The organism is Pseudarthrobacter sp. PvP090, assembly GCF_040547365.1.
Lineage (GTDB): Bacteria > Actinomycetota > Actinomycetes > Actinomycetales > Micrococcaceae > Arthrobacter.
The window spans coordinates 41577-67507 of record NZ_JBEPPO010000010.1 but is presented as its reverse complement, the minus strand read 5'-3'; the positions used below and the strand labels follow the sequence as shown (position 1 = coordinate 67507).

Genomic DNA, 25931 nt, shown 5'->3' with positions numbered 1-25931 from the left:
AAAGTTTATGAATGCGGTAGTCAAGCCCTGCATTCCTGGTGTATTTTTATTTCTGACCCCAGAGCGTCCTGCCGGGGTCGAGGCGCGCGTGGCCCGGCCAGTCAGCCGAAGCCACGGCATAACAGAAAAGGAGGTTGGGAGAAATGATTACTTTGACTAGCGGATGGATGTACTTCGTCACCGCCACCCCGGCCTCTGACGCTGAACCGCGCCCGAATTTCGGCCCGACTGCCTCCTGACCGTTCCTGCCGCGACCAGGCCTTTGACCTAGGGAGCGGAGCCAGGGCGATACCGGCATTCCCTTTCCCGGGAGTTCCGTGACAGCGGACTGACCCAGGCGGAACCACGCCGTCGCGCACCATCCCCAAAGTTCGGAACCAAGCTTCCTGTTGGGGTTGCGGCACTCTGCATCCAGGGGCCTCCATTCGCTTTTGCGAAAACTCTTTAATTAGCGCCGGGCATTTCCGCGCTCAATTACGGCCTTTTCTTCCTCCATTAACAGAGGCCTTATTCGGCATGCCCAATTACCCCCAGCAGTAGCAATGAAAGGTCCATCGTGACAATTGCCAGCACCACAGCCCGACCAGGCAGCACGAGCCGCCGGCGGGAGGTGACCACCATGAAGCAGAAACTCCACAGAATGCTGCGCCGGGCCCTCAAGCCCGCCCCAAGGCACACGACGCTGTTCAACGGACAACTCCTCGACCGGAAGCGTGAAGACGTCTACGTTGTCATGCACCAGATGGGCCTCATCCGCTGAGGCAGGTCCAGGCATCGAAGGAGGAACCGATGACTGACGTCGGAACCGATCGGCCCGGAGCCCACGCGGCGGCGCGTGGGCTCCCCCTGCTAAGCACCCGGGTTGACCCCCATTTGGCCACCCGTCCGGCGCGGCACCGGCACCGGCAGCTGCCCCGGTAAGCTCGGGGGCATGCAGGAGACAAAGCCGCCGGAACACCGCAGACGTGTCCGATTGGTCATTCCGAGCCGCAGCGACCCCCTGCTGAGGAACTTCACGGAACTGATCGGCGGACCCATGGGCCGCCGATCCGCCCCCGGCATCGTCTCCCCCGGATTTTTCACCGTGGAACGCGTCCTGGTCCTGCTCACCGTTCTCGCAGCGGTGATCGGCATCCTGCTCAAGTCCTACTGCCGCAGCAAAGGCTGGGAAACCCCGGGCCAGTTCTATGCGACGTGCTATTCGGACTTCCCGGAACTGTTCAAGAGCCGCGGCCTCGGAGACGGCACCTTCCCCTTCATCACGCAGGGGACCTTCTTCGAATACCCCGTCCTCATGGGCTTCATCGCCGGCACCACGGCCCTGCTGGTGCCCGGGGATGGCGTTTCGGCCGGCCGCATCCTCGCCTACTTTGACATCAATGCCGCCCTGATCCTGGCCGTCTGGATCGTGACGGTCCTCGCCACAGCACGGATGGCCCGCCGTCGGCCGTGGGACGCGGCCATGGTGGCGGTGGCCCCCGGAATTGTCCTGGCCGGCACCATCAACTGGGACATGTGGGCTGTAGGCCTGCTGGCCCTGGGCATGTATTGCTTCTCCCGGAACAAACTTCTGCTGGCGGGGATCTTCATTGGGCTGGGCACCGCAACCAAGCTCTATCCGGTGCTGATCCTTGGTGCGGTCCTGCTCCTGGCCCTGCGCACCGGGAGGGTCCGTCCGGTCCTGGTCACCGCGGGCGCCGCCGCCGCCGCGTGGCTGGCCGTCAACGTCCCGGTCGCCGCCGTCAACCCGGAAGGCTGGAAATACTTCTACCAGTTCACGGAGGACCGGCCCGCCGGCTACAGCTCGCCGTGGTTTGCCTACAACCTCGTCGCCAGCCGGCTGGGCTGGCTCCCGCTGCAGCCTGAGGCGGTCAACACTCTCGCCCTGAACCTTTTTGTGCTGGCCTGTTTCCTGGTCGGCGTCCTGGCCCTGGCCGCGCCCCGGCGGCCGCGGCTCGCGCAGCTCGTCTTCCTGATCGTTGCCGCGTTCATCCTGACCAACAAGGTCTACTCCCCCCAGTTCGTCATCTGGCTCATCCCGCTGCTGGCCCTGGCCCGGCCGCGCTGGCGCGACTTCCTGATCTGGCAGACCTTCGAGGCGCTGCACTGGGCCGCCGTCTGGATGTACCTCGGACAGGTGACGAGCGGCGGCGTCTCCCAGCACAATATTGATATGCCCTACTATGTCCTCGCCGTGGTCTTCCACATGGCAGCCACCGGCTACCTGATGGCACGGGTAGCCTGGGACATCTGGGACCCCGGCCATGACGTGGTCCGCCGGTACGGGATGGACGATCCGCAGGGCGGTCCATTCGACGGCGCTCCGGACCGGCTGCGGGTGGACCTGCTGCGCCCCGCGGCGTCCGTGCTGCCCTGGCGGAAGGCGTTCGCTGATGCTTGACGTCGCCGTCGTCGGATCAGGACCGAACGGGCTCGCTGCCGCGGTGACCCTCGCCCGCGCCGGACTGAAAGTGCATGTCTACGAGGCGGCCTCCACCCCGGGCGGCGGGCTGCGCACCGCGGAACTCATAGAGCCCGGCCACTTTCACGATGTCTGCTCGGCGGTGCACCCGATGGCCCTGGCTTCGCCGTTCTTCCGGGAGTTCGAGCTGTCCCGGCGGATCCGGCTCGAGGTCCCCGAAGTCTCGTACGGCACCCCGCTCGACGGCGGCCGGGCCGTGCTGGCGTACCGCTCCCTCGAGCGCACGGTCGCCGGTCTGGGACGCGACGGACGCGCCTTCGGGCGGCTGATGGCCCCGCTCGTGCGGCACGCGGACGGGATCACGGACCTGACGCTCAACCAGCTCCTGCGGGTACCGCACGACCCGGTGGCGGCCGCCCTGTTCGGTGCCCGGGTGCTGGAGCAGGGCTCGCCGCTGTGGGGGCTGAGATTCCGGGAGGACCTGGCGCCGGCGCTGCTGACCGGTGTCGCCGCGCACGCGGTGGCGCAACTTCCTGCACCCGCTCCGGCCGGAGCTGGGCTCATGCTGGGGACCCTGGCCCACACGGTCGGCTGGCCCGTCCCGGTAGGCGGCTCCGCGGCGATTGCGCAGGCCATGGTGGCGGACATCGAAGCGCACGGCGGGGCGGTGGAAACAGGGGCCCGGATCGGATCCCTGGCGGAGCTGCCCCCGGTCCGCGCCGCGCTGCTGGACGTGGCGCCACCCGGATTGCTGAGGCTGGCGAAGGGCAGGCTCCCCGACCGGTACCGCCGCGCCCTGGAGTCGTTCCGGTTCGGGAACGCGGCCTGCAAGGTCGACTTCATCCTGTCCGGCCCGGTCCCCTGGGCGGCGCCCGGACTGGCCGAGGCCGGCACGGTCCATGTGGGTGGCACGCGCGCGGAGATGGCCGAGGCGGAAAACCTCGTCGCCGCGGGGCGGCATCCGGAGCGGCCCTATGTCCTGGTCTCCCAGCCGTCGGGCTTCGATGCCGGACGGGCACCCGGGGGCCGGCACATCCTGTGGAGCTACTGCCACGTGCCGGCCGGATCCAGCGTGGACATGGCTGGGGCCGTGACGGCCCAGCTGGAGCGCTTCGCGCCCGGATTCCGCGACCTTGTCCTCGGCCATCACGTCACGACGGCGGCCGAGCTCGGGGAGTACAACGAGAACTACGTTGGCGGGGACTTCAGTGCCGGCCTGATGGACCTCCGCAGGATCATCCGGAGGCCCGTCCTAAGCCCGGTCCCGTGGCGGACTCCCCTGCGCGGTGTGTACCTCTGCTCCTCCTCGACGCCGCCGGGGCCGGGAGTGACGGGCATGCCGGGATTTCACGCCGCCAAATATGCTCTCAAGGACATATTCGGTCTCCCGGTGCCGTCCCTCCGGATGTAGGGTGTCGCCCGTACCTCGGGCAGTGGCCTCAGGCGAGGGCGGGACTGACCGGCTGCAGGGCGGAGAGCCTGCCGTCACGCATACTCGCGACCGTATCCGTCAGCGGGACGAAGCCGGTGTCGTGGGTGACCATCACCGTCGCCACCCCGAACTCGTCCGTGACCCGGCGCAGCAGCCGCACAATGGCCTCACTCCGGTCATGGTCGAGGGCCGCCGTCGGTTCGTCCACCAGCAGCACGGCGGGATCCCCCATCAGGGCACGGGCGATATTGACCCGCTGCCGCTGGCCTCCGGACAGCTGATGCGGCCGTTTCCCGGCCGCCGGGGCCAGGCCAACGAGATCCAGCAGCGCGGCGGCGCGGAGGCTGGCCGCCCGCGCCGGTTTGCCGCGCAGGTGCTCCCCGATCACCAACTGCTCCAAAGCGGTCAGGGACGGCAGCAGGTTCGGCTGCTGGAAGATAATGCCAATCTGGTCCCGGCGCAGGGAGGTTCGGTCCGCCTCGGACAGTCCGCCGGCATCGATCCCACCGATCACGACGAGGCCCGCGGAGGGCCTGACCAGGGTGGCGGCGACGGCCAGCAGGGAGGATTTACCCGACCCGGAGGGGCCGACCAGGGACAGGAACTCCCCCGGGGCGAGCTTCAGGTTGACGTCGTCGAGCGCTTTAAGGGTGCCGTCGCCGTCCGGGTACTCCAGGGTGACATTGACGAGGCTAAGGGCGGTTTTCACGGTGTATGCCTTTCAGGGAATTTATTGGGTGCGGTGCGGACGGGTCTAATTGCCGCCCAAGGCCAGCAGAGGATCCACCCGGGTGATGCTCCGGACCGCCAGGGCGGCGCCGGCCAGTCCCAGCACCACGATGCCCGCCACCGGCAGCAGGGTGGTCTGCGGGGTCAGCAGGAACGGGGCTGCGCCGGAGGCGAGAACTCCGCCTGCCAAGCCGGCAGCACCTCCGGCCGCGGCCCCGGCGAAAAGCACCACCGCCGCCTGGACCATGGCGTCCCTGAGGACGTAGCCGGACGATCCCCCGAGGGCTTTGAGGACCGCGATATCGCGGGTGCGCTGCACGGTCCACACCGTCAGGAATGCCACGATGACCAGGGCTGAGATCCCGTACAGGAACGCCTGCATCAGCAGCAGGGAACCGTTTTCGCTCTTGTAGGAGCCCAGGGCCTGGAAGGACCCCTCCCGGGTGGTGCTGACGGTTCCGGCCGCGGCGTTGGCGGCACCGGCGTCGAGGGACTGTTGGTCGTCGGAGGTGACCGCGATGACGGTCGCGGCGGCGTCAGTGCCGGTGATGCGGGACAGCTTCCGCCAGTCACCGAGGGTGGTCCAGACAACTCCGGTGTGGGAGTACCACTGGTCCGGGACGACGGCGGAGACGGTCAGTTCCGTTCCGCCCACCGTCGCGGGGCTGCCGGCCTGCAGCTCGAGTTCCTCGGCGAGGCTGCTGCCGATCACGACCGTTCCCTCGGCTACCGGAGCCGGAGCCAGGCCGGTGCCCTCGGTGCCGAAGACAGCCACGCTGGCCGTCCCGGACGGGCTTCCCGCGGGGCCAACCGCCTGGAACCGGCTCTGGCTGATGCCCAGCAGTTCGGCGTGCGCCACGCCCTCCCGGGAGGACCACTCCGACCATTGTCCGCGGGTGACCTCGGACTCCGTGAACGACGCCTTGGCGCTGTCTCCGGCGGGGGCTCCAAAGACAATCTGGTCTGCGGGCAGTGCGGAGAGGGCCGACGTCGACTGGTTGCCCAGGCCGGCGGTGAGCCCGGAGAGCAGCACGAGCAGCAGGGTGATGAGCGCGACGACTCCGCCCATCAGAATAAAGCGTCCTTTGGCGAAGCGGAGGTCGCGGAGAGCGAGATACATGTCAGTCCTTTTCGAGGGGTTTGTGGCCTTGTTCCAAGCCTCCCGCGGCGGCGCGTCGCCGGCATCGCCCACCCGGTGGAGACTGCGGCCCGGAGTGGTTGACCCGAGGGTCAACCAAAAGGTTGATAGTGGCCGCGCGGCAGGCATTTCGGCCGGAATCCGCCCGGCCCGGCACTACGCTGAAAGCATGGATGACGAGGCCCGCAGGGCGCCGGCGGGAACCGCCACCACCGCCACACCGGATGCTGCGGTGATACTGCGCGTCCTGCGGGTGTGCCTGCACAGCGGCTTCGCGGTCCTGCTGCTCGTCGCCCTGGTCCGGCTGCTCGGCACGGGGCTGCAAGGCACAGACTGGCTCATCCTCGGCCTCGCGCTGGTTCTCGCGGCCGTCTACCTGCTGGGCACCGTCCTGGAGAAACGCCATTCCACGGATCCGTCCCGGTTCGACCCCCGGCCGTATTCGCACCTGTGGCTGGGGGCCGTCTGCCTGCTCTGGCTGCTGTTGATCTGGGCCAGCGCCGACTTCGTCTGGCTGGCCTTCCCGATCTTCTTCCTGCAGTTGCACTTGCTGCCACTGCGGCTGGCGCTGCCGGCGATCGCGGTGAGCACCGTGCTGGTCATCGTGGCGCTGTGGTTCCACAACACCGGAGCGGACGGCGGCGCGCTGCAGCTGCCGATGGTGCTCGGACCGGCGTTCGGGGCGGCCTTCGCCGTGGTCACCGGGCTGGCGTACCGGGCGCTGTATCTGGAAGCCGAAAAACAGCGACTCGCCGCCGAGGAGCTGCGCCGCACCCGCGCCGAGCTTGCCCGCAGCCAGCACGACGCCGGCACGCTGGCCGAGCGGGCCAGACTGGCCCGCGAAATCCACGACACCCTGGCCCAGGGCTTCTCCAGCATTGTGCTGATGAGCCGCTCGGCGGAAAAGTCCCTCGATGACGGGGACGCCGCCATGGCCCGGGACCGGCTCCGGACGGTCCAAGAGACCGCTTCGGCCAATCTCGCCGAGGCCCGCAACTTCGTCCGCGGCCTGCAGCCTCCCGCCCTGGCGGAGAAGCCAGCGGAGACCCCAGCCGAGAACCCAGCGGAGGATCCGCTGGTTAACAGCCTGCGACGGCTCTGCGAAAAGACCGAAACCGAGGCGGCCGCCCGCGGCACCCGGCTGCGCTGCCGCTTCGACCTCGAGGGAACCCCGGTGGACCTGCCCAACACGTACCGCACCACCCTGCTGCGGGCCGCGCAGGCAAGCCTCGCGAACGTGTGGGTGCACGCCCAGGCGGGCACCGCCGTCGTGACCCTGTCATTCCTGGGCAGCGAAGTGGCGATGGATATATACGACGACGGCGCGGGCTTTGACCCCTCGGCGGTCAGAGGCCCGGCCGGGCGTCCCGACGGCTCGGGATACGGGCTGAAATCACTCCAGGAGCGGGTGGCAGCGCTTTCCGGCAGCCTGGACATCGAGTCCGCCCCCGGCGAAGGAACAGTGGTGGCCATCCGGCTCCCGCTCGGGGACTCCCCGGCGGGGAGCCAGGCGTGAACGACATCCGCGTCCTGCTGGTCGACGACCACCCGGTGGTCCGGGCCGGGCTGAGGGCCATGCTGGGCGATTTCGAGGGCCTCACCGTCGTCGCCGAGGCGGCCGACGGCGGCGCCGCCCTCGCCGAGCTCTCCCGGCTCCATACCCTCGGCGAGCCCGTCGACGTCGTCCTCATGGACCTGCAGATGGGCGCCGGCATGGACGGCGTCACCGCGACCGGCAGGATCAGGGCGGGCGAGGCCGGCCAGCCCGCCCCGCCCGTGCTCATTCTCACCACCTACGACTCCGACGCCGATATCCTCGCCGCCGTGGAAGCCGGGGCGAGCGGCTACATGCTCAAGGACGCCCCGCCGGAGCAGATCCGCCAGGCGGTGCTCTCCGCCGCGGCCGGCCAGACCGCGCTGGCGCCCGAGGTGGCCGCCCGGCTGATGGGGCGGATCCGCAACCCCGAACCCGTCCTGTCCACGCGCGAAATCCAGCTCCTGGAGCTGCTCGCCACCGGCCTGGGCAACCGGGCCATCGCCAAGAAGCTGTTCATCTCCGAGGCAACGGTCAAGACCCACCTCGTGCACATCTACGGCAAGCTCGGCGTGGACAACCGCACGGCGGCGATCTCCGTGGCCGCGCAGCGCCGGATCATCCGGCGCTTCTGAGCCGCCCCTTTGACCGGGACGGCGTTCCTGCCCAGTTACCCCGTGCCGGCTTTGTTGTCCGCGGCGGGGAATCCCTGGAATTCCGCGGAACTGCCTTACTCCGGTGGAGTCCACTCCGGAGTAACCGGGCGGGAGCACCGGCACGGGGAGAACTTTGTGACAGCGGGTTTGTCCGCGGTACGGGGCATAATGGCGCGGGTGGGGAAAACATCAAAAATTTCAGCTGTCCTTATTGGTCTTATTCTTGGCGGCTCGCTGGTGGCCTGCGACGACGGCAGCGCCGGCGCTCGTGACGCGGCGAAGCAGCTGGCGTCCGCTGTTTCGGCGCTCGACGTCGGCTCCGTCGCCTTTGACGGCAAGGACCCAGGCGCGGCCAACGAGCAGCTCAACGAGGTATTCAGGGCACTGGACCCGGCCAAGCCCACGGTGGAGAGCGGCGAGCTGACACTGGAGTCCGGGACGGCCACGGTCCCGCTGAGCTACACCTGGAAAATCGGCTCCGGCGAGTGGAAGTACACCACCTCCGCCGAGCTGAAAAAGTCCTCCGACCAGTGGCTGGCCGTCTGGAACCCGGCCACCCTGGTCCCCGGGCTGGCCGAAGGGGAAATCCTCGGCACCTTGTCCCAGTCGCCGTCGCGGGCGGAGATCCTGGGCGCCGGTGACGCCAAACTGGTCACCTACCGGCCGGTCGTGAACGTCGGCATCGACAAACCCCTGCTGGCTTCCGCCGATCCCGCGGCATCCGCCACCCGGCTCGCCCAGCTGGTGGGGGTAGACCCAGCGGCCTACGCCCAGCAGGTCCAGGCGGCCGGCCCCGAGGCCTTCGTTACCGCCATTACCCTGCGCGAGGACGGCCGGACCATCACCGACGATCAGATCGGCGAAGTTCCCGGCGCTCGCGCCATCCGCGACTTCCTGCCTCTGGCACCCACTCGCACCTTCGCCCGCGCCCTGCTGGGTACCGCAGCCGAGGCGAATGCCGAACAGATCGAGAAATCCGGCGGGGCGCTCAAAGCCGGCGACACCACGGGCACCGGCGGCCTGCAGCAGCAGTATGACGAGCAGTTGCGCGGCAGCAACGGAATCCAGGTTTTCGCCGAAAAGGCGGGTCTCACCGCCGAGGAACGGCAGACCTTGCTCAACGGCGGCCGCCGGGCCCTCTTCCAGCTCGAGATGAAGGTGGGAACGCCGCTGAAAACAACGCTGGATCCCAACCTCCAGCAGCTGGCCGAGGACATCCTGGGGAAGGTGGGCCCGGCCTCGGCCATTGTGGCGCTCCGGCCCTCCAGCGGCGCCGTCCTGGCCGCCGCCTCCGGGCCGGGCAGCAACGGCTACGACACCGCACTGCTGGGCCAGTACGCCCCCGGGTCCATCTTCAAGATCGTGGACTCCCTGGCCATGATCCGCACCGGCATGACCCCGGAGTCCACGGTGGAGTGCCCCGCAACCCTGACCGTCGACGGCCGGACCTTCAAGAACGCCGAGGGCTACCCGGCCGCCTCACTGGGATCCGTGACCTTGCGCGACGCCTTCGCGCACTCCTGCAACACCGCGTTCATCAACGCCCGCGACACCGTCAGCCAGGCCCAGCTGGAAGCCGCTGCCACCTCCCTCGGCGTCGCCGTGGAAGCCCCGTCCCTGGGTGCCGGCGCGTTCCTGGGCTCGGTTCCGGGCGAAGCCACGGGGACCGAGCATGCCGCGTCGATGATCGGCCAGGGCAAGGTGCTGATGTCCCCGCTGGCCGCGGCCATCATGGCGGGCTCGGTCGCCAAGGGCGCGCCCGTGTCGCCGCAGCTCGTGCTGAACCCCGGCGCCGATGATGAGGCAGCGGGCGGCGCAGGAGCCACGCCCCCCGCCGGAGCCACGGCGTCGGCTTCCGCCCCGTCCGCCCCGGCCCCGCCCTCCGGCACCCCGGTCGCCGCAGCGGAGGCTGCCGCCCTGGCGGACATGATGCGCGCCGTGGTCACCTCCGGCCACACCGGTTTCCTCGCCTCCGTTCCCGGTGCGCCGGTGGCGGCGAAGACCGGAACGGCCGAGTTCGGCAGCGACAACCCGCCCAAAACCCACGCCTGGATCGTGGCCGTGCACGGGGACCTGGCGGTCGCCGTGTTCGTCGAGGAAGGCGGGCTCGGCGCCACCGTCTCCGGTCCGCTGCTGAAGGAGTTCCTCACCGCCGCGGGCTGAGGCCCCCGACGGGTCCGAACGGCGGCCGTGGGAGGATGGAAGCGTGGCTCATATTGACGTTTCCAACATCGATTACTTCCTCTCCGACGGCACCCAGCTGCTCAACGGCGTGACCTTCAAGGTCCCGGACGGGACCAAGACGGCGCTGATCGGACCCAACGGAACCGGCAAAACGACGCTGTTCCGGATCATCTCCGGCGACCTCATCGCCGACGAAGGCGTGATCGGCCGGTCCGGCAACATGGGCATCATGCGCCAGTTCGTCGGCCAGGTCCGGGACGAATCCACCGTCCGCGACCTCCTCGTCTCCGCCGCGCCGCCCGCGCTGGCCGCCGCCGCCCGCACCGTGGACGCGGCGGAACTGGCCATGGTGGAGCACGACGACGAGCCCTCCCAGATGGCCTACGCGCAGGCCATCGTGGACTGGGGCGACGCCGGCGGGTACGACGTCGAGACCGTCTGGGACGAAGTCTGCATGGCCGCGCTCGGTCTGCCCTTTGACCGCGCGCAGCACCGCCCGGCGTCGAGCCTCTCCGGCGGGGAGCAGAAGCGTCTGGTGCTCGAGGCGCTCTTCGCCGGTCCCGATGAGCTGCTGCTTCTCGACGAACCGGACAACTACCTCGACGTCCCGGGCAAGCGCTGGCTCGAGGCGAAGCTCAACGAGTCGAAGAAGACGGTGTTCTTCATCAGCCACGACCGCGAGCTGCTGAACAACGCCGCGGGCCGCATCGTGACCCTCGAACCGGGCATCAACGGCGCCGGAGCCTGGATCCACGGCGGCGGCTTCGGCTCCTACGTGGACGCCCGCGCGGACCGGAACGCCCGCTTCGAGGAACTCCGGAAGCGCTGGGACGAGGAGCACGTGAAGCTCAAGGAACTCGTCAACATGTACAAGAACAAGGCCGCGTTCCGCTCCGACATGGCCAACCGGTACCACGCCGCGCAGACCCGCCTGGCGAAGTTCCTCGAAGCCGGTCCGCCCGAGGCGCTGCCGATCGAGCAGAACGTGCAGATGCGGCTCAAGGGCGGCCGCACCGCCAAACGCGCCATCGTCGCCGAAAAGCTGGAACTCACCGGCCTGATGAAGCCCTTCTCCACCGAGGTCTGGTTTGGCGACCGCGTCGGCGTGCTGGGCTCCAACGGCTCCGGCAAGAGCCACTTCCTGCGCCTGCTCGCCACCGGGGGCACCGACCCGGAACGTGAGCACCTGCCGGTGTCCGACGTCGACATTGCCGAAGTCCCGCACGACGGCACCGTGAAGCTCGGCGCCCGCATCCGGCCCGGCTTCTTTGCCCAGACGCATATCCGGCCCGACCTGCTGGGCAAGACGCTGCTGGAAATCCTGCACCGCGGCGACGAACACCGCTCGGGGCTGGGGCGCGAGGCCGCGGCCGGCGCCCTCGACGGCTACGGTCTGGCATCGCAGTCGGAGCAGAAGTACGAGTCGCTCTCCGGCGGGCAGCAGGCCCGGTTCCAGATCCTGCTGCTACAGCTCTCCGGCGCCACCCTGCTGCTGCTCGACGAGCCCACGGACAACCTTGACCTGCACTCGGCCGAGGCCCTGGAACGCGCCATCGACCACTTCGAGGGAACGGTCCTGGCTGTCACCCACGACCGCTGGTTCGCCCGGACCTTCGACCGCTTCCTGGTCTTCGGCTCCGACGGCAAGGTCTACGAATCGGCCGAGCCGGTCTGGGACGAAAAGCGCGTCGAGCGCGTCCGCTAACTAGCCAGCCGACACCCGCCGGCCAACAGCAACGCGGGGTCACTTGGCGCCCATTACCGAGAGGTTTTCGGCGCTAAGGATCCTCGCGTTGCTGTGTCGTCAGGGTCTACTCCGGCAGCAGCCCGGACGGCTGCTCGGCCTCCGGGCCGGCGGTTCCTCCCATGGCGGCGACCAGCCGCTCCCGGGCGCGCCCAAGGTGTTCGTCGAGCAGTTCGGCCGCGGCCTCGCCCTGGCCGGCCTTGATCAGTTCCAGGATTTTCTGGTGTTCGGCCTGGATCAGTGCGGTGTCCAGCAGGTGCAGGGACTGGATCCGGACCATGCACAGCCGCACCTCGCCCACGAGCGAGCGGTACATCCTGCTGATCCGTTCATTGCCCACGGCGTCGATCAGGCTGGTGTGGAACCGCATGTCCGGTTCGACGACGTCGAGCGGAGCGCCGGACTGTACCGCCGCGATGTCGCGGTTGGCCTGCACCGCCGCCGCCGGCACGTCCCTGGTGCGTGCGAGCCGGCGGAGCACTTCGCTCTCCAGATACGCGCGGGCCAGGTAGATGTCCCGCACCGAGTCCGGGCCGAGTTCGACCACCCGGGCGGTTTTATGGGTCCCCCGGTCCAGCAGCCCCTCGGCCACGAGCTTCTCGATCGCGGCCTTCGCCGTGGGCCGCGCCACGTCGTAGGCGGAGGCGACCTCTGACTCCGTCAGGGCATCCCCGGATCCAAGCTCACCGGCAAAGATCCGGCTCCGCAGATCCGAGGCGACCGCGTCCACGATCGAGACTGCTGCGATTCGCCCGGCCACCGGACCTCCCTTCCCGTCAAGAGTTTTCTTGATTCAATCCCCATCTTGCCAGACAAGACAACAAGTCTCTCTTGACGATCATGTGTACTTGTAAGACAATCGAAGGGCGCCACGGTGTTGTGACGCCTAACACAATCTGGAGACTCATGTTTCAGCAGATCCTCGACCCCATTGCCGGGTCCCTAGTGATTTCAGCCCTTTGCGCGGCGCTTCCGCTCGTCCTGCTCTTCGTCCTCCTGGGCGTCTTCAAGGTGAAGGCCCCCATGGCTGCACTGGCCGGACTGGCCCTGTCGCTGGTGCTGGCCATCGTCGGCTGGCAGATGCCGGTGAACCAGGCATTGAGCGCCACCGCGGCCGGTATCTTCTACGGCCTGTTCCCGATCCTGTGGATCCTCGTCAATGCGCTCTGGATCTACCGGCTCACCGTGGCCACCCCGTGGTTCGAAGTGCTGGGACGCACCATCCGTTCCATCTCGAACGACCTGAGAATCCTGTCCATCCTGATCGCCTTCTGCTTCGGTGCCCTGCTGGAGTCCCTGGCCGGATTCGGCGCCCCGGTGGCGATCTCCGCCGCCATGCTGATGGCTGCCGGCATGAAACCGCTGAAGTCCGCCGTGGTCTCGCTGCTGGCCAATACCGCTCCCGTGGCCTTCGGCGCGATGGCCGCGCCCATCATCGCCCTGAACGGTGTCACGGGACTGCCACTGCATGATCTGTCCTCCATGGCCGGACGCCAGACGCCGTTCATCGCCCTGATCGTTCCGCTGCTGCTGGTGTTCATCGTCGACGGCCGGCGCGGCGTGAAGCAGACCTGGCCCGTGGCCCTGGTGGCCGGCGTCGCCTTCGGCTTGGCCCAGTTTGTGACCTCCAACTACTTCGCCGTCGAACTCACCGACGTTGTCGCCGCCGTCGTGACAGTCGCCGCCGTGCTGCTGATGCTCAAAGTCTGGCAGCCGAAGGAGATCGTAGGCGTCGAAGGTGCCGTCGAGGGCGCCCCGGAGTCCGCACACGCCGCCGTCGCCGTGACGGCCGGCTCCCGTGGCGCCGGGTCCGGCGCCGGGGCCACCGCCGGCTCCGCCGCAGCGACCACGGTGCCCACCGACAACACCCGGCCCGAACCCCGGCAGATCTGGATGGCGATCGCCCCCTACCTGATCATCATCGCCGTGTTCTCGGTCGCCCAGCTGCCGTTCGTCAAGACCTGGCTGGGCCAGGTCGGCAGCGTGACGTTCGCCTGGCCCGGCCTGGACATCACCGACTCGGCCGGAAAGCCGGTCGCGGCCACCAAGTTCAAGCTCGACCACCTCAAGGCGACCGGTACCCTGCTGCTGTTCTCCGGTCTGCTGACCATGGTGCTGTACAAGGTCACCGCTTCACAGGGGCTGCGGATCTACCGGGACACCCTGGTCCAGCTGCGCTGGACGATCGTCACCGTGACCGCCGTCCTGGGCCTGTCCTTCGTAATGAACCTCTCCGGCCAGACCACCACCCTGGGTTTCGCGCTGGCTTCCGCGGGCGGCTTCTTCGCCATCCTCTCGCCGCTGATCGGATGGATCGGCGTCGCCCTCACCGGCTCCGACACGTCCTCCAACTCCCTGTTCGGCCAGATGCAGGCCACCGCTGCGGAGCAGACCGGCCTGTCTCCGGTGCTGATGGCCGCCTCCAACTCCTCTGCCGGCGTGATGGGCAAGATGCTGTCCCTGCAGAACCTGGCCGTTGCCGCCGCCGCCGTCGGCCTGGACGGCGCGGAGGGGACGCTGTTCCGCAAGCTGATCGGCTGGAGCCTGGGCCTGCTGGCGCTCATCACCGTGCTGATCTTCCTGCAGTCCACCCCCGTACTGGGCTGGATGGTCCCCTGATGGCCCCCCTGGACCTGGCAGCCCTCCGCTTGGCGGTGCAGGACCCTGCCCAGGTGAAGACCCGGGCCATCGACCTGCACGCCAATGCCCATGATGCCTCGCATTTCCTGCTCATCCCGCAGGCTGTTGTCACGGCCGGGAGCGCTGCCGAGGTCGGCGGACTGCTGCGCGCCAGCGCCGCCCAGGGCGTGCCGCTGACCTTCCGCTCCGGCGGGACCAGCCTGAGCGGCCAGGCGGTCACCGACGGCGTGCTCGTGGACGTCCGCCGCAACTTCAGGGATATCGAGGTGCTCGACGACGGCGCGCGGGTCCGCGTCCAGCCCGGCGTCACCGTGCGGGCGCTCAACGCGAGACTTGCCCGCTACGGCCGGAAGTTCGGCCCCGATCCGGCGAGCGAGGCGGCGTGCACCATCGGCGGCGTCGTTGCCAACAACTCCTCCGGCATGAATTGCGGCACCGTGGACAACACCTACCGCACCCTGGAGTCGCTGACCGTGGTCCTGCCCTCCGGCACAGTCATCGACACCGGGGCGGCGGACGCCGACCGGAAGCTCCGCGCCCTCGAGCCGGAACTCTACGAAGGACTGGCCCGGCTGGCCGAGCGGGTCCGGAACAACGCCGACTCCGTGGACAGGATCAGGCAGCAGTTTTCCATGAAGAACACCATGGGCTACGGGCTGAACTCCCTGCTGGACTTCCGGACCCCGGTGGACATCATGGCCCACCTGATCGTCGGCAGCGAAGGCACGCTGGGCTTCGTGGCCGAGGCGGTGTTCCGCACCATCCCGCGGCTCCAGCACGCGGCGGCGGGCCTGCTGGTGTTCCCGGATCTGGAGGCCGCCAACGCGGCCCTGCCCGCCCTCGTCGAAACCGGAGCCGCCACGATTGAGCTGATGGACGCCTTGTCGCTCAAGGTGGGCCAGGCGCTCAAGGGAACTCCCGCCGTCGTGCAGGACCTGACGGTCCGGGACCACGCCGCCCTGCTTGTGGAATACTCCGCCGGCAGCGCCGGGCCCCTGGCGGAACTCCAGGGCAGCGGCGAGGCCATCCTGCCGGGCCTCGGGTTGTCCGCCCCCGCCCGGTTCACCGGCGACGCCCGGGAACGCGGCCAGCTCTGGCAATTGCGCAAGGGCCTCTACGCCTCGGTGGCCGGGGCGCGGCCCCAGGGCACCACGGCGCTGCTGGAAGACATTGTGGTTCCGGTCCCGGTGCTGGGCCGCACCTGCCGGGAACTGATCCGGCTCTTCGACAAATACAACTACAGCAACAGTGTGATCTTCGGCCATGCCAAGGACGGCAACGTCCACTTCATGCTCACCGACGGCTTCGCCACCGCGGCCGAACTCGACCGCTACAGCGCCTTTACCGAAGACATGGTGGACCTGGTCCTGGCCGAAGGTGGATCCCTGAAGGCCGAGCACGGGACCGGGCGCGTCATGGCCCCGTACGTGCGCCGGCAGTACGGCGATGAGCTCTACGACGTCATGCGCAGCATCAAGCGGCTCTTCGACCCTGCCGCGATGCTCAACCCGGGCGTCCTGATGGACGAGGATCCGATGGCGCACCTCCGGCACATTAAAACGGCGCCGCCCGTCGCCGAGGAAGTGGACCGCTGCGTCTCCTGCGGCTACTGCGAGCCTGTGTGCCCGAGCAAGGACATCACCCTGACCCCGCGTCAGCGGATCGTCACGCTGCGCGCCATCGAATCGGCCCGGCTGGCCGGGGACACGGCGCTGGTCAAGGAACTGGAAAAAGACTACGAATACGAGTCCGTGGACACCTGCGCCGTGGACGGGATGTGCCAGACCGCCTGCCCGGTGGACATCAATACCGGATCGCTCGTGAAGCGCCTGCGGAAGGCCGACGCCGGCCCGCTCGCCAACGGGGCGTGGAGCGCCGCCGCCAAGCACTGGGAAGGCGTCACCCGGGGTGCTTCGCTGGCGCTGACGGTCGTCGACAAGCTCCCGGCCGCCGCCATCGCCCCGCCCAACAAGGCTGCCCGGGCGTTGCTCGGTGCAGACACCGTGCCGCTGTATTCCGCCGAGCTGCCGGGCGGCGGTTCCGTGCGGAAACGTCCGACGCCGGCGGGCGCGGTTGATGCTGTCTACTTCCCGGCCTGCGTCGGCACCATGTTCGGACCCGCCGGGGCAGGTCAGGGCACCGGGGGACGCGGCGTCCAGTACAGCTTCGAACAGCTCTGTGCCCGGGCCGGGCTCACCCTCCTGGTCCCGGACGGCATCGACGGGCTGTGCTGCGGCACCCCCTGGTCCTCGAAGGGCATGGCCGCCGGCCAGGAAACGATGCGGGAGAAGACCCTGGCCGCCCTCCGGGAGGCAACCCGGGACGGCGAGCTTCCGATCGTCTGCGATGCGTCCTCCTGCACCGAGGGCCTGCGCCAGGCCGTGGAGTCGGACATCCCCGCGGCCGGGCAGCATGCCCTGCGCATGGTGGACGCCGTGGACTTCGCCGCGGAACGGATCCTGCCCTCGCTGCCCGACCACGCGAAGCTGGAGTCGCTGGCCCTCCACCCCACCTGCTCCTCCACCCGGCTGGGCCTCAACGACGCCCTCGGTGCCGTCGCCGGCGCCGTCGCCGACCGGGTCGAGGTCCCGGAAAACTGGGGCTGCTGCGCGTTCGCCGGCGACCGGGGCATGCTGCACCCGGAGCTGACGGCCTCGGCCACCGCGAAACAGGCCGCAGAGGTGGCGGACATGGGCGCGGCCGCGCACGCCTCGTGCAACCGGACATGCGAACTGGGCATGACCCGGGCCACGGGTGCCCAGTACCGCCACGTGCTGGAGCTGCTGGAGGAAGTCACCCGCTGACCAGGACGCTCCCTCACGTCCTGCACGGAAGACGCCAACGCTCCCTCAGCTGATGAGAGAGCGTTGGCGTTTTTCATGCGAAACGTGAGGGAGCATTGGGCTATTTGAAGGATCTGCGCCCGGTTTCGGTGCCGTCCGGGGCCCCAATGGTCCATTCGAGGGTCTTGCCGCCAGAGTGCATTCGCGCAATAAATGATTAAATGATCACGGTCCATTAGCATTTGTTCATGACAACTGAGGAGCGCCACCGCCGCATCGGCGAGCTTTTGCGCCACCGGGAGCAGGTGTCGGTCGATGAGCTCATGGCCGAATGTGGCGCCTCCGGCGCGACGATCCGGCGCGACCTGGACGTGCTTGCGCTCCACGGCGTTCTCCGCCGGGTCCACGGCGGGGCCCGGAGCCTGGTGCTGCGCGGCGAGAACCCCGAGTACGGGCAGCGCGAGATCGAGGACCACGCCGCCAAGGTCCGGATTGCGGCCGGGGTGGCCGCCCTGCTGCAGGACCGCCGGCACGTCTGGCTGGACAGCGGCACCACGGCGACCGAGGTCGCCCGGCAGTTGCGGCAGCGCGACATGACCCTGATGCCGATGTCGTTGCGGGCCGTCAACGCGCTGACCGACGGCGGTCCGGCCGCCGGCCGGCATCCCGAACTGCTGCTCCCTGGCGGACGCCTGATCGCCGGGGAACAGTCCTTCCGCGGGCCCATGACGGAATCCAACATCCGGTCGCTGCGGTTTGACACGGCTGTGCTCACGCCCTGCGCGCTGAACCTTGAAGACGGGCTCCTGGCCCATGACCTCGACGATGCGGCGGTGAAACGCGCCGGACTGGAATCCGCGGGCAGGGTGATCGTCGCCTGCTCCGGCAGCAAGTGGAACGCCAGCGCCGTCGCGCTCGTCGCGCCCCTGGACGCCGTGGATGTCCTGGTCACCGACAAGCAGCTCAGTACCGCAGAACTTGCCCAGCTCACGCAACACTCGGTGGAAGTAGTGATCGTATGACCAAGACGGCAACCCGCCCGCAGCTCAATGCCGCAGCCGCGGCAACCTTCCTGATTTTCGGGATCAACGGGCTCGTGTTCGCCAGTTGGGCCGCCCGCATCCCTGCAGTGACGGACATCCTGGACATCTCCTCGGGGCAGATGGGAACCCTGCTGCTGTGCGTGGCGGCGGGCTCGCTGATAGCACTGCCCACCGCCGGCCATGTGGTGGGCCGGATCGGGACGGCCAATGCGGTGCGGGCCGCCGGCCTCGTCGCCGCCGCGGCCGGCGTCGGCGTGGCGCTGGCCCTGCTGGCCGAGTCCATCCCCGGGACCGCCATCGCGCTGTTCTTCTTCGGCATGGGCATCGGGCTCTGGGACGTGTCCCAGAACATCGAAGGCGCCGACGTCGAACACCAGCTCGGGCGTACCATCATGCCGCAGTTCCACGCCGCCTTCAGCGGGGGTGCCTTCCTGGGCGCACTGATCGGCGCCGGCCTGGCCGGACTCGGCGTCGGGCTCCCGGCGCACCTGCTGGTGATCGCCGCCATCGTGGCCGCCGTGACCCTGGCTGCGCCACGCTACTTCCTGCCGCACATCCCGGCTCCCGTGCCGGTGGCCGGGGAAGCCAGGGAATCCAAGGGCCGCTCGGCCTGGCGGGACGGGCGGACGCTGCTGATTGGCGTCGTGGTGCTGGGTGCGACGCTTACCGAAGGCGCCGGCAACGACTGGATCGCGAAGGCCGCCGTGGACGGCCTGGACGCCACGGAAGCGACGGGTGCGCTGCTGTTCGCGGCCTTTGTCCTGGCCATGACCGCGGTGCGCTTCTTCGGCGGACGGGCGATCGACGCCTACGGCCGCGTGCCTGTGCTCCGTGCCAGCATGGCCGCCGCCGCCGCAGGGCTGGGGCTCTTCGTGCTGGCCGGTGACATCTGGATGGCCACAGCCGGCGCTGTGCTCTGGGGGGCGGGGGCCGCCCTGGCGTTCCCGATGGGCATGTCCGCTGCGGCCGACGATCCCAGGCAGGCAGCCGCCCGCGTGTCAGTGGTCTCCACGATCGGGTACGTCGCCTTCCTGGCCGGGCCCCCGCTGCTGGGCTACCTCGGTGACCTGATCGGAATCCGGCTGGCGCTGCTGGCCATCATGGTCCCGATCCTGGGTGCGCTTCTGCTCGCCGGCGCCGCGAAGCCCTTGCGCGCCAACTAAGCAGGCGACCGACGTCTCGATTCTCCTGAATGCATGCGTTCTGGGAGAGCAACCAGAGCAGGAGCGCCAGCGGGACTGCCAGGCACACGCCGCCCAAGGTGTCCACGAGCCAGTGGGCCGACAAGTACGTGCGGCTGACCATCATGGCCAGAACCCCGAACCCTGCGAGTACCCATGCCCAGGCGCGGCCCACCAGAAGGGCCACGACCACCAGAAACGCCGCGCTGCTCGCGACATGTCCTGAGGGAAAGGAGCCTGTGTCAGTCAGGACCACAGTGTTCTCCGGCCGGTCACGGAGAATGCCCGCCTTGAGGATCTGTGTGAATATCAGGACGGCGATGCCGGCCGCGGCGGCGAAGATGGCCATCTGCGTGCGTCTCCGCAGGAGCAGGGCCGCAACAAGCACCCCGTGGAGCGCCAGGACGCCCCGGTAGCCGGCTACATTCAGGAAGGCATTGACACCGTCCCAGAACGGACTGCGCAGTGACGTGATCCAGCGGGCCCAGGCTTCGTCCAGGACCTGGAACGGGGGCAGCCTCACGTCCGCCAGCAGCATTCCCCCGAGGACCACACCGAGCACGAGCATGGCGGTGCTCGCCGCCAGCACGAGGCCAGGTGACAATCGCTGAGGGTCCAGCACTCGCGTCATCGCCTCATCATAGCCAACCGGCTCCCCGGCGGCCGGGACCAGACAGCCGCAGGACATCTTCCTGCCTGACGCGCCTGACTGTTTGCCGTCCCGTCCCGGCAGTAAGGTGGTCGAATGCGCAGCATGCTGAGGAAGGCGCCGAGCCGCCTGGGGAAACTCGACCGGAAACTTGTCCGCGCCGTGTCCGGCCTCCCCGGGGGCACTCATGACGACTTCTTCCGGCAGCTGTCCGCCGCGGCGAACAAGGGCAAGCTCTGGTTTGCCATCGCCGCGGTGATGGCACTCTTCCCCGGCACGACGCGACGTGCCGCCCTGCACGGTCTGCTGGCGCAGGCCGTCGCGTCCGCGGTCACCAATCTCGGGTTCAAGACCCTGCTGCCGCGGGCCCGCCCGCTGCCGGAGCATCTTCCGGTGTTCAGGTTTGTCCATCCCCAGCCCACGAGTTCCTCCATGCCTTCGGGCCACTCCGCCTCGGCCGTGGCATTCGCCCTCGGCGCCGCTCTCGTGCGGCCTGCCGTCGGCGCCGCCCTGGCCCCCCTCGCGGCGGGCGTCGCATATTCCCGGGTCCATACCGGCGCCCACTGGCCCTCGGATGTGTTCTTCGGATCGGCGATCGGCGCGGGCGCCGCCCTTGTGACGCGTAAATGGTGGCCCGTTCGGCCGCCAATTCCCGGGATCCAGCGGAGCGCTGTGAAAACAGCGGAGCTTCCGGAAGGCGAGGGCCTCGGCATCGCCGTGAACACGCTGGGCGGCTCCTACGCGGAGGAGACCGCAGCCGCGCTCCACAAGGTATTCCCCAAAGCGTATATAAAAGAAGTTGCCCAGGACGAGGACCTCGCGGAGGAGATCGCCCGCGTGGCCGGCCGGCCCGGGGTCGTGGCACTGGGCGTCTGGGGCGGCGACGGAACGATCGGCACGGCAGCCGCGACCGCCGTCGAGCATTCCCTCCCGCTCCTGGTCCTTCCGGGCGGCACCCTCAACCATTTCGCCAGGGACGCCGGCATCCCGAACCTCACGGCCGCCGTCGAGGCCGCGTCGCGCGGCGAAGCGGCACGGGCGGACGTCGGGCTGGTGGCCGTGGAGCGCGGACTCCCCGACAGCCCCGAGCTGTTGCACCTGACGATGCTCAACACTGCGAGCATCGGCCTTTACCCTAATCTGGTCCGCAGACGCGAACTGCTCCAGCCGGCCTTGGGGAAGCCCCTGGCCGGCGTCGTCGCGATGTTGCGGACCTTCGCCGCCGGGACGCCCACCACCCTGATCGTCGACGGGGTCCGGCACAAACTGTGGATCCTCTACATCGGCCGCGGACGGTACTACCCCCGCGACCACGCCCCGCTGGTCCGCCCGGTCCTGGACGATGGTGTCTTCGACCTGCGCATGATCACCGCCGACGAATCCTTCGCCCGGCTCCGGCTGCTGTGGTCCGTGCTGACCGGAACCGTCGCCACCTCCCGGATCACCCACCTCAGTGAATCCAGCAGCATCCGGGTGGAACCGGGGGACACCAGCATGGTCCTCGCCGTCGACGGGGAGGTCATGCCCGGGGTGCGCGGCGTCGAATTCTCAGTGACGCCCGGCGCCCTGACCTACTACTCCCCGGCATCCTGACTGCCGCTCTGTCATCCTCCCGGACTACCCTGATTCGACCCTGAATCATCCCTGAGACCGGCGAAACCGACCCTCCGCCTCGGTAGCGTGGTGTGTAAACCATCCCCACTGCTAGGTAAAGGAACGCTTCCATGATCGAAGCACGAGGCCTGACCAAGGTTTACGGCGAAAAAACCGCCGTCGCCGGAGTCAACTTCACCGTCGAAGCCGGCCGGGTCACCGGCTTCCTGGGCCCTAACGGGGCCGGCAAATCCACCACCATGCGCATGATCATGGGGCTGGACCGGCCGACGTCGGGCTCCGTCACCGTCAACGGCGTGCCGTTCGACCGCCACCACGCGCCGCTGCGCGACGTCGGCGCCCTGCTGGACGCCAAAGCTGTCCACACCAGCCGCTCGGCCTACAACCACCTCCTGGCGATGGCTGCCACGCACAGCATCCCCAAGAAGCGGGTGCATGAAGTCATCGAAATGACGGGCCTGGCCGAGGTGGCCAAGAAGAAGGTCGGCGGCTTCTCGCTCGGTATGGGACAGCGGCTGGGGATCGCCGCGGCGCTGCTCGGGGACCCGCAGACCGTCATCCTGGACGAGCCCGTCAACGGCCTGGATCCGGAAGGCGTTGTCTGGGTCCGCAACCTCGTCAAGTACCTGGCCTCCGAGGGCCGTACCGTGTTCCTGTCCAGCCATTTGATGAGCGAAATGGCCGTCACCGCGGACCACCTGATTGTGATCGGACGCGGCAAAATCATCGCCGACGCCCCCATCCAGGACATCATCAACGGCAAGGGCCGGATCCGTACCCGCGTCCGCACCGATCAGCCGGACCAGCTGATGCAGCTACTCGCGGGGGACGGCGTCTCCGTGGAATTGCAGGACAAGGAACTGCTTGAGGTCACGGGCCTGGATCCGCGCCGGATTGCCCGCGCGGCCCTCGACAGCCACGTCATGATCTACGAACTCACCCCGCTGCAGGCCAGCCTCGAGGAGGCATACATGGAGCTGACCAAGGATGAGGTCGAATACCACTCGCTGATCACCACGGGCGGCCACGCCCCCGTCCCGTCCGGAGGCAACTAAGCCATGAGCTTCACCACTCTTGAACCCACCCCGCCAAGCCGCGGCGCGCACACCGGCACGGCAAACGACACGGCAGTTAACCGCGCGGGAGACAGCCTCAGCACCGGCCCCGGCCCCGGCTTCCATCGCGTGCTGAACTCGGAATTCATCAAGTTCCGCACTCTCCTGTCCACGCTGATCCTGCTCGGCTGCACCGTCCTGGTGGTCGTGGGCTTCGGTGCCCTGTCCGCCTGGGGCACGGGACAGTTCGCCGAGGCTGCCGCCACCGACCCGGACGCGGCCGCCGCCTTCGCCGCCCAGGGCGGGGACCTCGCCGTGGGCGTTCCCACATCCGGAATCGCGTTTGCTCAGCTGATCCTGGGCTCGCTCGGGGTGCTGCTGATGAGTTCCGAGTTCACCACGGGCATGGCCCGCTCCACTTTTGCGGCCGTCCCCAAGCGGATTCCGGCGTTCGCTGCCAAGTTGCTTGTGGTCATGGTGACGGCGTTCTTCCTCACCGCGGCCTCCGTATACCTGGCCGGTCTGGTGTCGTTGCCGATCCTGGACAACTACAACCTCGAGCTGGACCTCTCCAGCTCGCAGTCTGTGAAGATGCTGCTCGTCAACAGCCTCTACGTCGCCGCCGTCGCCGCCATCGGGATGGCCCTGGGCTCGCTCATCCGCAACTCCGCCGGCGGCATCATGAGCCTCGTCGGGCTGTTCTTTGTGGCCCCGATCGCCTTTCAGCTGATCCCGGGTGACTTCTTCGTCGAGGCCCGCAAGTACCTGCCCGGCAACACGGTAGAACCGATGATCGCCGTGCAGCACCTCCCGGACACCCTGGAAGCCTGGCAGGCCGCCCTGGTGCTGGGCGCCTGGGTGGTCGTCCCCGTAGTCCTGGCCGCCGTGCTGCTCAAAAAGCGGGACGTGTAGTCCGCTCGTGCTCACCGTCTAGGCTCAGAGCATGATCGATGCAGTTTCAGTGAAGGACGCGCCGGCCGGCCGGGCCGACGCGTCCCTCGCTGAAATCACCGCCCGGCGCCGGGGCCGGGTCCGGGGCTACCTGTTCCAGTATCCGCGCGCCATGGATGCGGTTGTGGTGGCCTGCTACCTGCTGCTTGTCACCCCGACGGCGGTGGAGTCAGTGCTCGACGGCGTCTGGCCGGTCGCGCTGCTGCTCGCGGCGGCCGCGGCGGCGCTGGTGTTCCGGCGGAGCGGCCCGGTACCGGTGGTGGCCGTCGTGGCGGTGCTGGAGCTGGGGGTGACCCTGCTCCACCCTTGGGGCTCCAACGTCTCGGCCGGGCTGTGGTTCGCGCTCTACGCCGTGGCGGAGGCGCGCAGCCGCCGGTTCGCGCTGGTCTGCCTGGCGGCCGCCACTGCACCGCTGATTTCCCTGTACTTCCTGCTGGCAGTTGGCCCGCTGGATGGCCGGCTGCCGGACATGGGCGTGAATACGCCCGAGAACTTCCAGCTGATCACCAGCATCGCCGCCGCGGTCAGCATCACCCTCTCCAACGTCATCGCCACCGGGCTCGGCGTCTCGGTCCGGCAGCGGCGCGAGCACGAGCACGAGATTTCCGCCTGGGCCGCCAGGGCAGCGCAACTCGGGTCGGTCACCGAACGCAACCGCATCGCCCGCGAAATGCACGACGTCGTGGCGCACTCGCTCACGGTGATGGTCAGCCTGGCGGACGGGGCCGCCGTCGTGGTCAAAAAGGACCCGGCGCGGGCGGCGGAGGTCCTCGGGGAACTCTCCCGCACCGGCCGCACCGCACTGGCGGACATGCGGCGCGTTCTGGGCGTGCTGCGGGACGACTCGGCCCCGGGGCAGGCTCCGCGCGGTCCGCTCGCGGCTGCGGACAGCCTGGGCAAACTGCTTGAGGGCTTCCGCACGGCGGGGCTCCCGCTGCACTACACGCACACCGGCCCCTCGCTCCCGGACGACGCCGCGTTCCAGTTGACGGTCTACCGGATCGTGCAGGAGTCCCTGACGAATGTGCTGCGCTACGGCCGCTCGCTGGGCCGCGTGGACGTGGCGATAGCCCGGGTTGGCCCCGCCGTGACCATCGACGTCGTCGACGACGGCAAGGGCACCGTTGACTCCGGCGGTTCGGCCGCGGCGCCGGGAAAAGGGAAGTCCCCCGGGTCCGTGGGGACGGGCCGGGGTCTGGCCGGAATGCGGGAACGGGCACGAATCTACGCGGGCACCGTGGACGCAGGGCGGAGCGCGGAACACGGCTGGCGGGTGCACGCCGTCCTGCACTGGAACGGCGAGAACGGAAATAGGGGCACATGAGCGAAGGGGAAGCAATGAGCGAGACCGGACCGATCCGCATCCTGCTGGTGGACGACCAGCCGCTCCTGAGGATGGGCTTCCGCCTGATTCTGGAGGGGGAGGACGACCTGGGAATTGTGGGCGAGGCGTCCGACGGCGCCGAAGCGATCCGCCAGGTCCGCGAGCTAGCGCCTGACGTCGTGCTGATGGACGTGCGGATGCCGGTGCTGGACGGGATCGCGGCCACGCGGGCCATCAGCGCATCCGGGGCCCACGCGAAGATCATCATCCTCACCACCTTCGACCTCGACGAATACGCGTTCGCCGGGCTCCAGGCCGGCGCCTCGGCCTTCCTGCTCAAAGACGTGGCGCCCGTCGAACTGATCAGTGCCGTCCGGGTCGTGGCGAGCGGAGACGCAGTCGTGGCGCCGCGCATCACCCGGCGGCTGCTGGAGACGTATGTCCGGGGCAACGGGCCCGGTCCGGAGGCCGGGGGCGCCCCCGGCGGGTCCGCGCCCGGCGGTGCCCCCGCCGGGGTCCGGGCGGCGAGGGACCCGCTGCTGGGGGACCTCACCCCGCGCGAAACCGAGATGCTCGGGGCGATGGCCGAGGGGCTCTCCAACGCCGAGATTGCGCACCGGTACTTCCTGTCCGAAGCCACGGTCAAGACACACGTGCGGCGGATCCTCACCAAGCTCCATCTGCGCGACCGGGTCCAGGCCGTCGTGTACGCGTACGAGACCGGCCTGGTGGTGCCCAGCAACGCCGACTACTGAGCTCGGGGCAGGGCTGACCGACCCGGGAGTCCGAAGCAGTGGTTTCAGGCACATTTCCAAATTGCCCGTGAGGCAACTTCCTTTGCTTCCTTGGCCT

General features: G+C 68.9%; 20 protein-coding genes. 16 read left to right on the top strand and 4 right to left on the bottom strand.

The window, feature by feature from the left end:
- Positions 1–619 precede the first annotated feature (619 nt).
- From ABIC21_RS13035 to ABIC21_RS13025, 3 genes are all read left to right on the top strand, one after another.
- Positions 620–760, top strand: a complete 141-nt coding sequence (locus tag ABIC21_RS13035; RefSeq protein WP_354350820.1) for a hypothetical protein — start codon at positions 620–622, stop codon at positions 758–760.
- 171 nt (positions 761–931) lie between these two features.
- Entirely contained in the window at positions 932–2401 is a 1470-nt protein-coding gene (locus ABIC21_RS13030) for a glycosyltransferase family 87 protein (protein WP_354350819.1), read from the top strand.
- Positions 2394–3833, top strand: coding sequence for a phytoene desaturase family protein (locus ABIC21_RS13025; RefSeq protein ID WP_354350818.1), 1440 nt, complete (start codon positions 2394–2396; stop codon positions 3831–3833). The genes ABIC21_RS13030 and ABIC21_RS13025 overlap by 8 nt, the downstream gene beginning before the upstream one ends.
- Before the next feature lie 28 nt (positions 3834–3861).
- On the opposite strand, the gene ABIC21_RS13020 is transcribed toward ABIC21_RS13025, so the two are convergent.
- Positions 3862–4563, bottom strand: a complete 702-nt coding sequence (locus ABIC21_RS13020; RefSeq protein WP_354350817.1) for an ABC transporter ATP-binding protein — start codon at positions 4561–4563, stop codon at positions 3862–3864.
- A gap of 45 nt (positions 4564–4608) precedes the next feature.
- Positions 4609–5703 carry an ABC transporter permease gene (locus tag ABIC21_RS13015; protein WP_354350816.1) on the bottom strand — a complete coding sequence of 365 codons (1095 nt, stop codon included), beginning with the start codon at positions 5701–5703 and terminating at the stop codon, positions 4609–4611.
- Between the two features lie 187 nt (positions 5704–5890).
- On the opposite strand from ABIC21_RS13015, the gene ABIC21_RS13010 reads away from it, so the two are divergent.
- From ABIC21_RS13010 to ABIC21_RS12995, 4 genes are all read left to right on the top strand, one after another.
- Positions 5891–7237, top strand: a complete 1347-nt coding sequence (locus tag ABIC21_RS13010; RefSeq protein WP_354350815.1) for a sensor histidine kinase — start codon at positions 5891–5893, stop codon at positions 7235–7237.
- Entirely contained in the window at positions 7234–7890 is a 657-nt protein-coding gene (locus ABIC21_RS13005; protein WP_354350814.1) for a response regulator, read from the top strand. Before ABIC21_RS13010 ends, ABIC21_RS13005 begins: the two co-directional genes overlap by 4 nt.
- Positions 7891–8088: 198 nt before the next feature.
- Positions 8089–10074, top strand: coding sequence for a penicillin-binding transpeptidase domain-containing protein (locus ABIC21_RS13000; RefSeq protein ID WP_354350813.1), 1986 nt, complete (start codon positions 8089–8091; stop codon positions 10072–10074).
- Between the two features lie 43 nt (positions 10075–10117).
- On the top strand, positions 10118–11800 hold the full coding sequence (locus tag ABIC21_RS12995) for an ABC-F family ATP-binding cassette domain-containing protein (protein WP_354350812.1): 1683 nt from the start codon (positions 10118–10120) through the stop codon (positions 11798–11800).
- Positions 11801–11906: 106 nt separating this feature from the next.
- Here ABIC21_RS12995 and ABIC21_RS12990 read toward each other — a convergent pair whose 3' ends face one another.
- Positions 11907–12599 carry a GntR family transcriptional regulator gene (locus ABIC21_RS12990; RefSeq protein ID WP_354350811.1) on the bottom strand — a complete coding sequence of 231 codons (693 nt, stop codon included), beginning with the start codon at positions 12597–12599 and terminating at the stop codon, positions 11907–11909.
- A 146-nt stretch (positions 12600–12745) separates the two neighbouring features.
- Between ABIC21_RS12990 and ABIC21_RS12985 the strand changes: the two genes are divergently transcribed.
- From ABIC21_RS12985 to ABIC21_RS12970, 4 genes are all read left to right on the top strand, one after another.
- Positions 12746–14458: an L-lactate permease gene (locus tag ABIC21_RS12985; protein ID WP_354350810.1), complete on the top strand. Its 1713-nt coding sequence runs from the start codon at positions 12746–12748 to the stop codon at positions 14456–14458.
- Positions 14458–17283 carry an FAD-binding and (Fe-S)-binding domain-containing protein gene (locus ABIC21_RS12980; protein ID WP_354350809.1) on the top strand — a complete coding sequence of 942 codons (2826 nt, stop codon included), beginning with the start codon at positions 14458–14460 and terminating at the stop codon, positions 17281–17283. Before ABIC21_RS12985 ends, ABIC21_RS12980 begins: the two co-directional genes overlap by 1 nt.
- A gap of 227 nt (positions 17284–17510) precedes the next feature.
- Positions 17511–18284 (top strand): DeoR/GlpR family DNA-binding transcription regulator, encoded by a 774-nt coding sequence (locus ABIC21_RS12975; protein WP_354350808.1) that lies wholly within the window; start codon positions 17511–17513, stop codon positions 18282–18284.
- The gene (locus ABIC21_RS12970) at positions 18281–19468 is read left to right on the top strand and encodes an MFS transporter (protein ID WP_354350807.1); all 1188 of its coding nucleotides are present in this window, start codon (positions 18281–18283) and stop codon (positions 19466–19468) included. The genes ABIC21_RS12975 and ABIC21_RS12970 overlap by 4 nt, the downstream gene beginning before the upstream one ends.
- Here the strand turns inward: ABIC21_RS12970 and ABIC21_RS12965 are convergent.
- Positions 19404–20117, bottom strand: a complete 714-nt coding sequence (locus tag ABIC21_RS12965) for a phosphatase PAP2 family protein (RefSeq protein ID WP_354350806.1) — start codon at positions 20115–20117, stop codon at positions 19404–19406. The two genes, ABIC21_RS12970 and ABIC21_RS12965, sit on opposite strands and share 65 nt — an antisense overlap.
- A 114-nt stretch (positions 20118–20231) precedes the next feature.
- Between ABIC21_RS12965 and ABIC21_RS12960 the strand changes: the two genes are divergently transcribed.
- The 5 genes from ABIC21_RS12960 to ABIC21_RS12940 all read left to right on the top strand — a co-directional run bounded on the left by ABIC21_RS12960 (position 20232) and on the right by ABIC21_RS12940 (position 25834).
- The gene (locus ABIC21_RS12960; RefSeq protein WP_354350805.1) at positions 20232–21728 is read left to right on the top strand and encodes a bifunctional phosphatase PAP2/diacylglycerol kinase family protein; all 1497 of its coding nucleotides are present in this window, start codon (positions 20232–20234) and stop codon (positions 21726–21728) included.
- A gap of 131 nt (positions 21729–21859) precedes the next feature.
- Complete coding sequence (locus ABIC21_RS12955; RefSeq protein WP_354350804.1) at positions 21860–22804, top strand: ABC transporter ATP-binding protein; 945 nt, start codon at positions 21860–21862, stop codon at positions 22802–22804.
- Positions 22805–22807: 3 nt separating this feature from the next.
- Positions 22808–23716 carry an ABC transporter permease gene (locus tag ABIC21_RS12950; protein ID WP_354350803.1) on the top strand — a complete coding sequence of 303 codons (909 nt, stop codon included), beginning with the start codon at positions 22808–22810 and terminating at the stop codon, positions 23714–23716.
- A 31-nt stretch (positions 23717–23747) separates the two neighbouring features.
- Positions 23748–25079, top strand: coding sequence for a sensor histidine kinase (locus tag ABIC21_RS12945; protein WP_354350802.1), 1332 nt, complete (start codon positions 23748–23750; stop codon positions 25077–25079).
- A 14-nt stretch (positions 25080–25093) separates the two neighbouring features.
- A complete protein-coding gene (locus ABIC21_RS12940; RefSeq protein ID WP_354350801.1) occupies positions 25094–25834 on the top strand; it encodes a response regulator in 741 nt (246 codons plus the stop codon).
- Positions 25835–25931: the final 97 nt, after the last annotated feature.

Excerpts from the sequence above, each read along its gene's own strand:
- ABIC21_RS12965 (WP_354350806.1), bottom strand. The coding sequence starts at position 20,117 with ATGACGCGAGTGCTGGACCCTCAGCGATTGTCACCTGGCCTCGTGCTG.
- ABIC21_RS12985 (WP_354350810.1), top strand. The coding sequence starts at position 12,746 with ATGTTTCAGCAGATCCTCGACCCCATTGCCGGGTCCCTAGTGATTTCA.
- ABIC21_RS13010 (WP_354350815.1), top strand. The coding sequence starts at position 5,891 with ATGGATGACGAGGCCCGCAGGGCGCCGGCGGGAACCGCCACCACCGCC.
- ABIC21_RS12945 (WP_354350802.1), top strand. The coding sequence starts at position 23,748 with ATGATCGATGCAGTTTCAGTGAAGGACGCGCCGGCCGGCCGGGCCGAC.
- ABIC21_RS13025 (WP_354350818.1), top strand. The coding sequence starts at position 2,394 with ATGCTTGACGTCGCCGTCGTCGGATCAGGACCGAACGGGCTCGCTGCC.
- ABIC21_RS12950 (WP_354350803.1), top strand. The coding sequence starts at position 22,808 with ATGAGCTTCACCACTCTTGAACCCACCCCGCCAAGCCGCGGCGCGCAC.
- ABIC21_RS12940 (WP_354350801.1), top strand. The coding sequence starts at position 25,094 with ATGAGCGAGACCGGACCGATCCGCATCCTGCTGGTGGACGACCAGCCG.
- ABIC21_RS12955 (WP_354350804.1), top strand. The coding sequence starts at position 21,860 with ATGATCGAAGCACGAGGCCTGACCAAGGTTTACGGCGAAAAAACCGCC.
- ABIC21_RS12970 (WP_354350807.1), top strand. The coding sequence starts at position 18,281 with ATGACCAAGACGGCAACCCGCCCGCAGCTCAATGCCGCAGCCGCGGCA.
- ABIC21_RS12980 (WP_354350809.1), top strand. The coding sequence starts at position 14,458 with ATGGCCCCCCTGGACCTGGCAGCCCTCCGCTTGGCGGTGCAGGACCCT.
- ABIC21_RS12975 (WP_354350808.1), top strand. The coding sequence starts at position 17,511 with ATGACAACTGAGGAGCGCCACCGCCGCATCGGCGAGCTTTTGCGCCAC.
- ABIC21_RS13035 (WP_354350820.1), top strand. The coding sequence starts at position 620 with ATGAAGCAGAAACTCCACAGAATGCTGCGCCGGGCCCTCAAGCCCGCC.
- ABIC21_RS12960 (WP_354350805.1), top strand. The coding sequence starts at position 20,232 with ATGCGCAGCATGCTGAGGAAGGCGCCGAGCCGCCTGGGGAAACTCGAC.
- ABIC21_RS13015 (WP_354350816.1), bottom strand. The coding sequence starts at position 5,703 with ATGTATCTCGCTCTCCGCGACCTCCGCTTCGCCAAAGGACGCTTTATT.
- ABIC21_RS13030 (WP_354350819.1), top strand. The coding sequence starts at position 932 with ATGCAGGAGACAAAGCCGCCGGAACACCGCAGACGTGTCCGATTGGTC.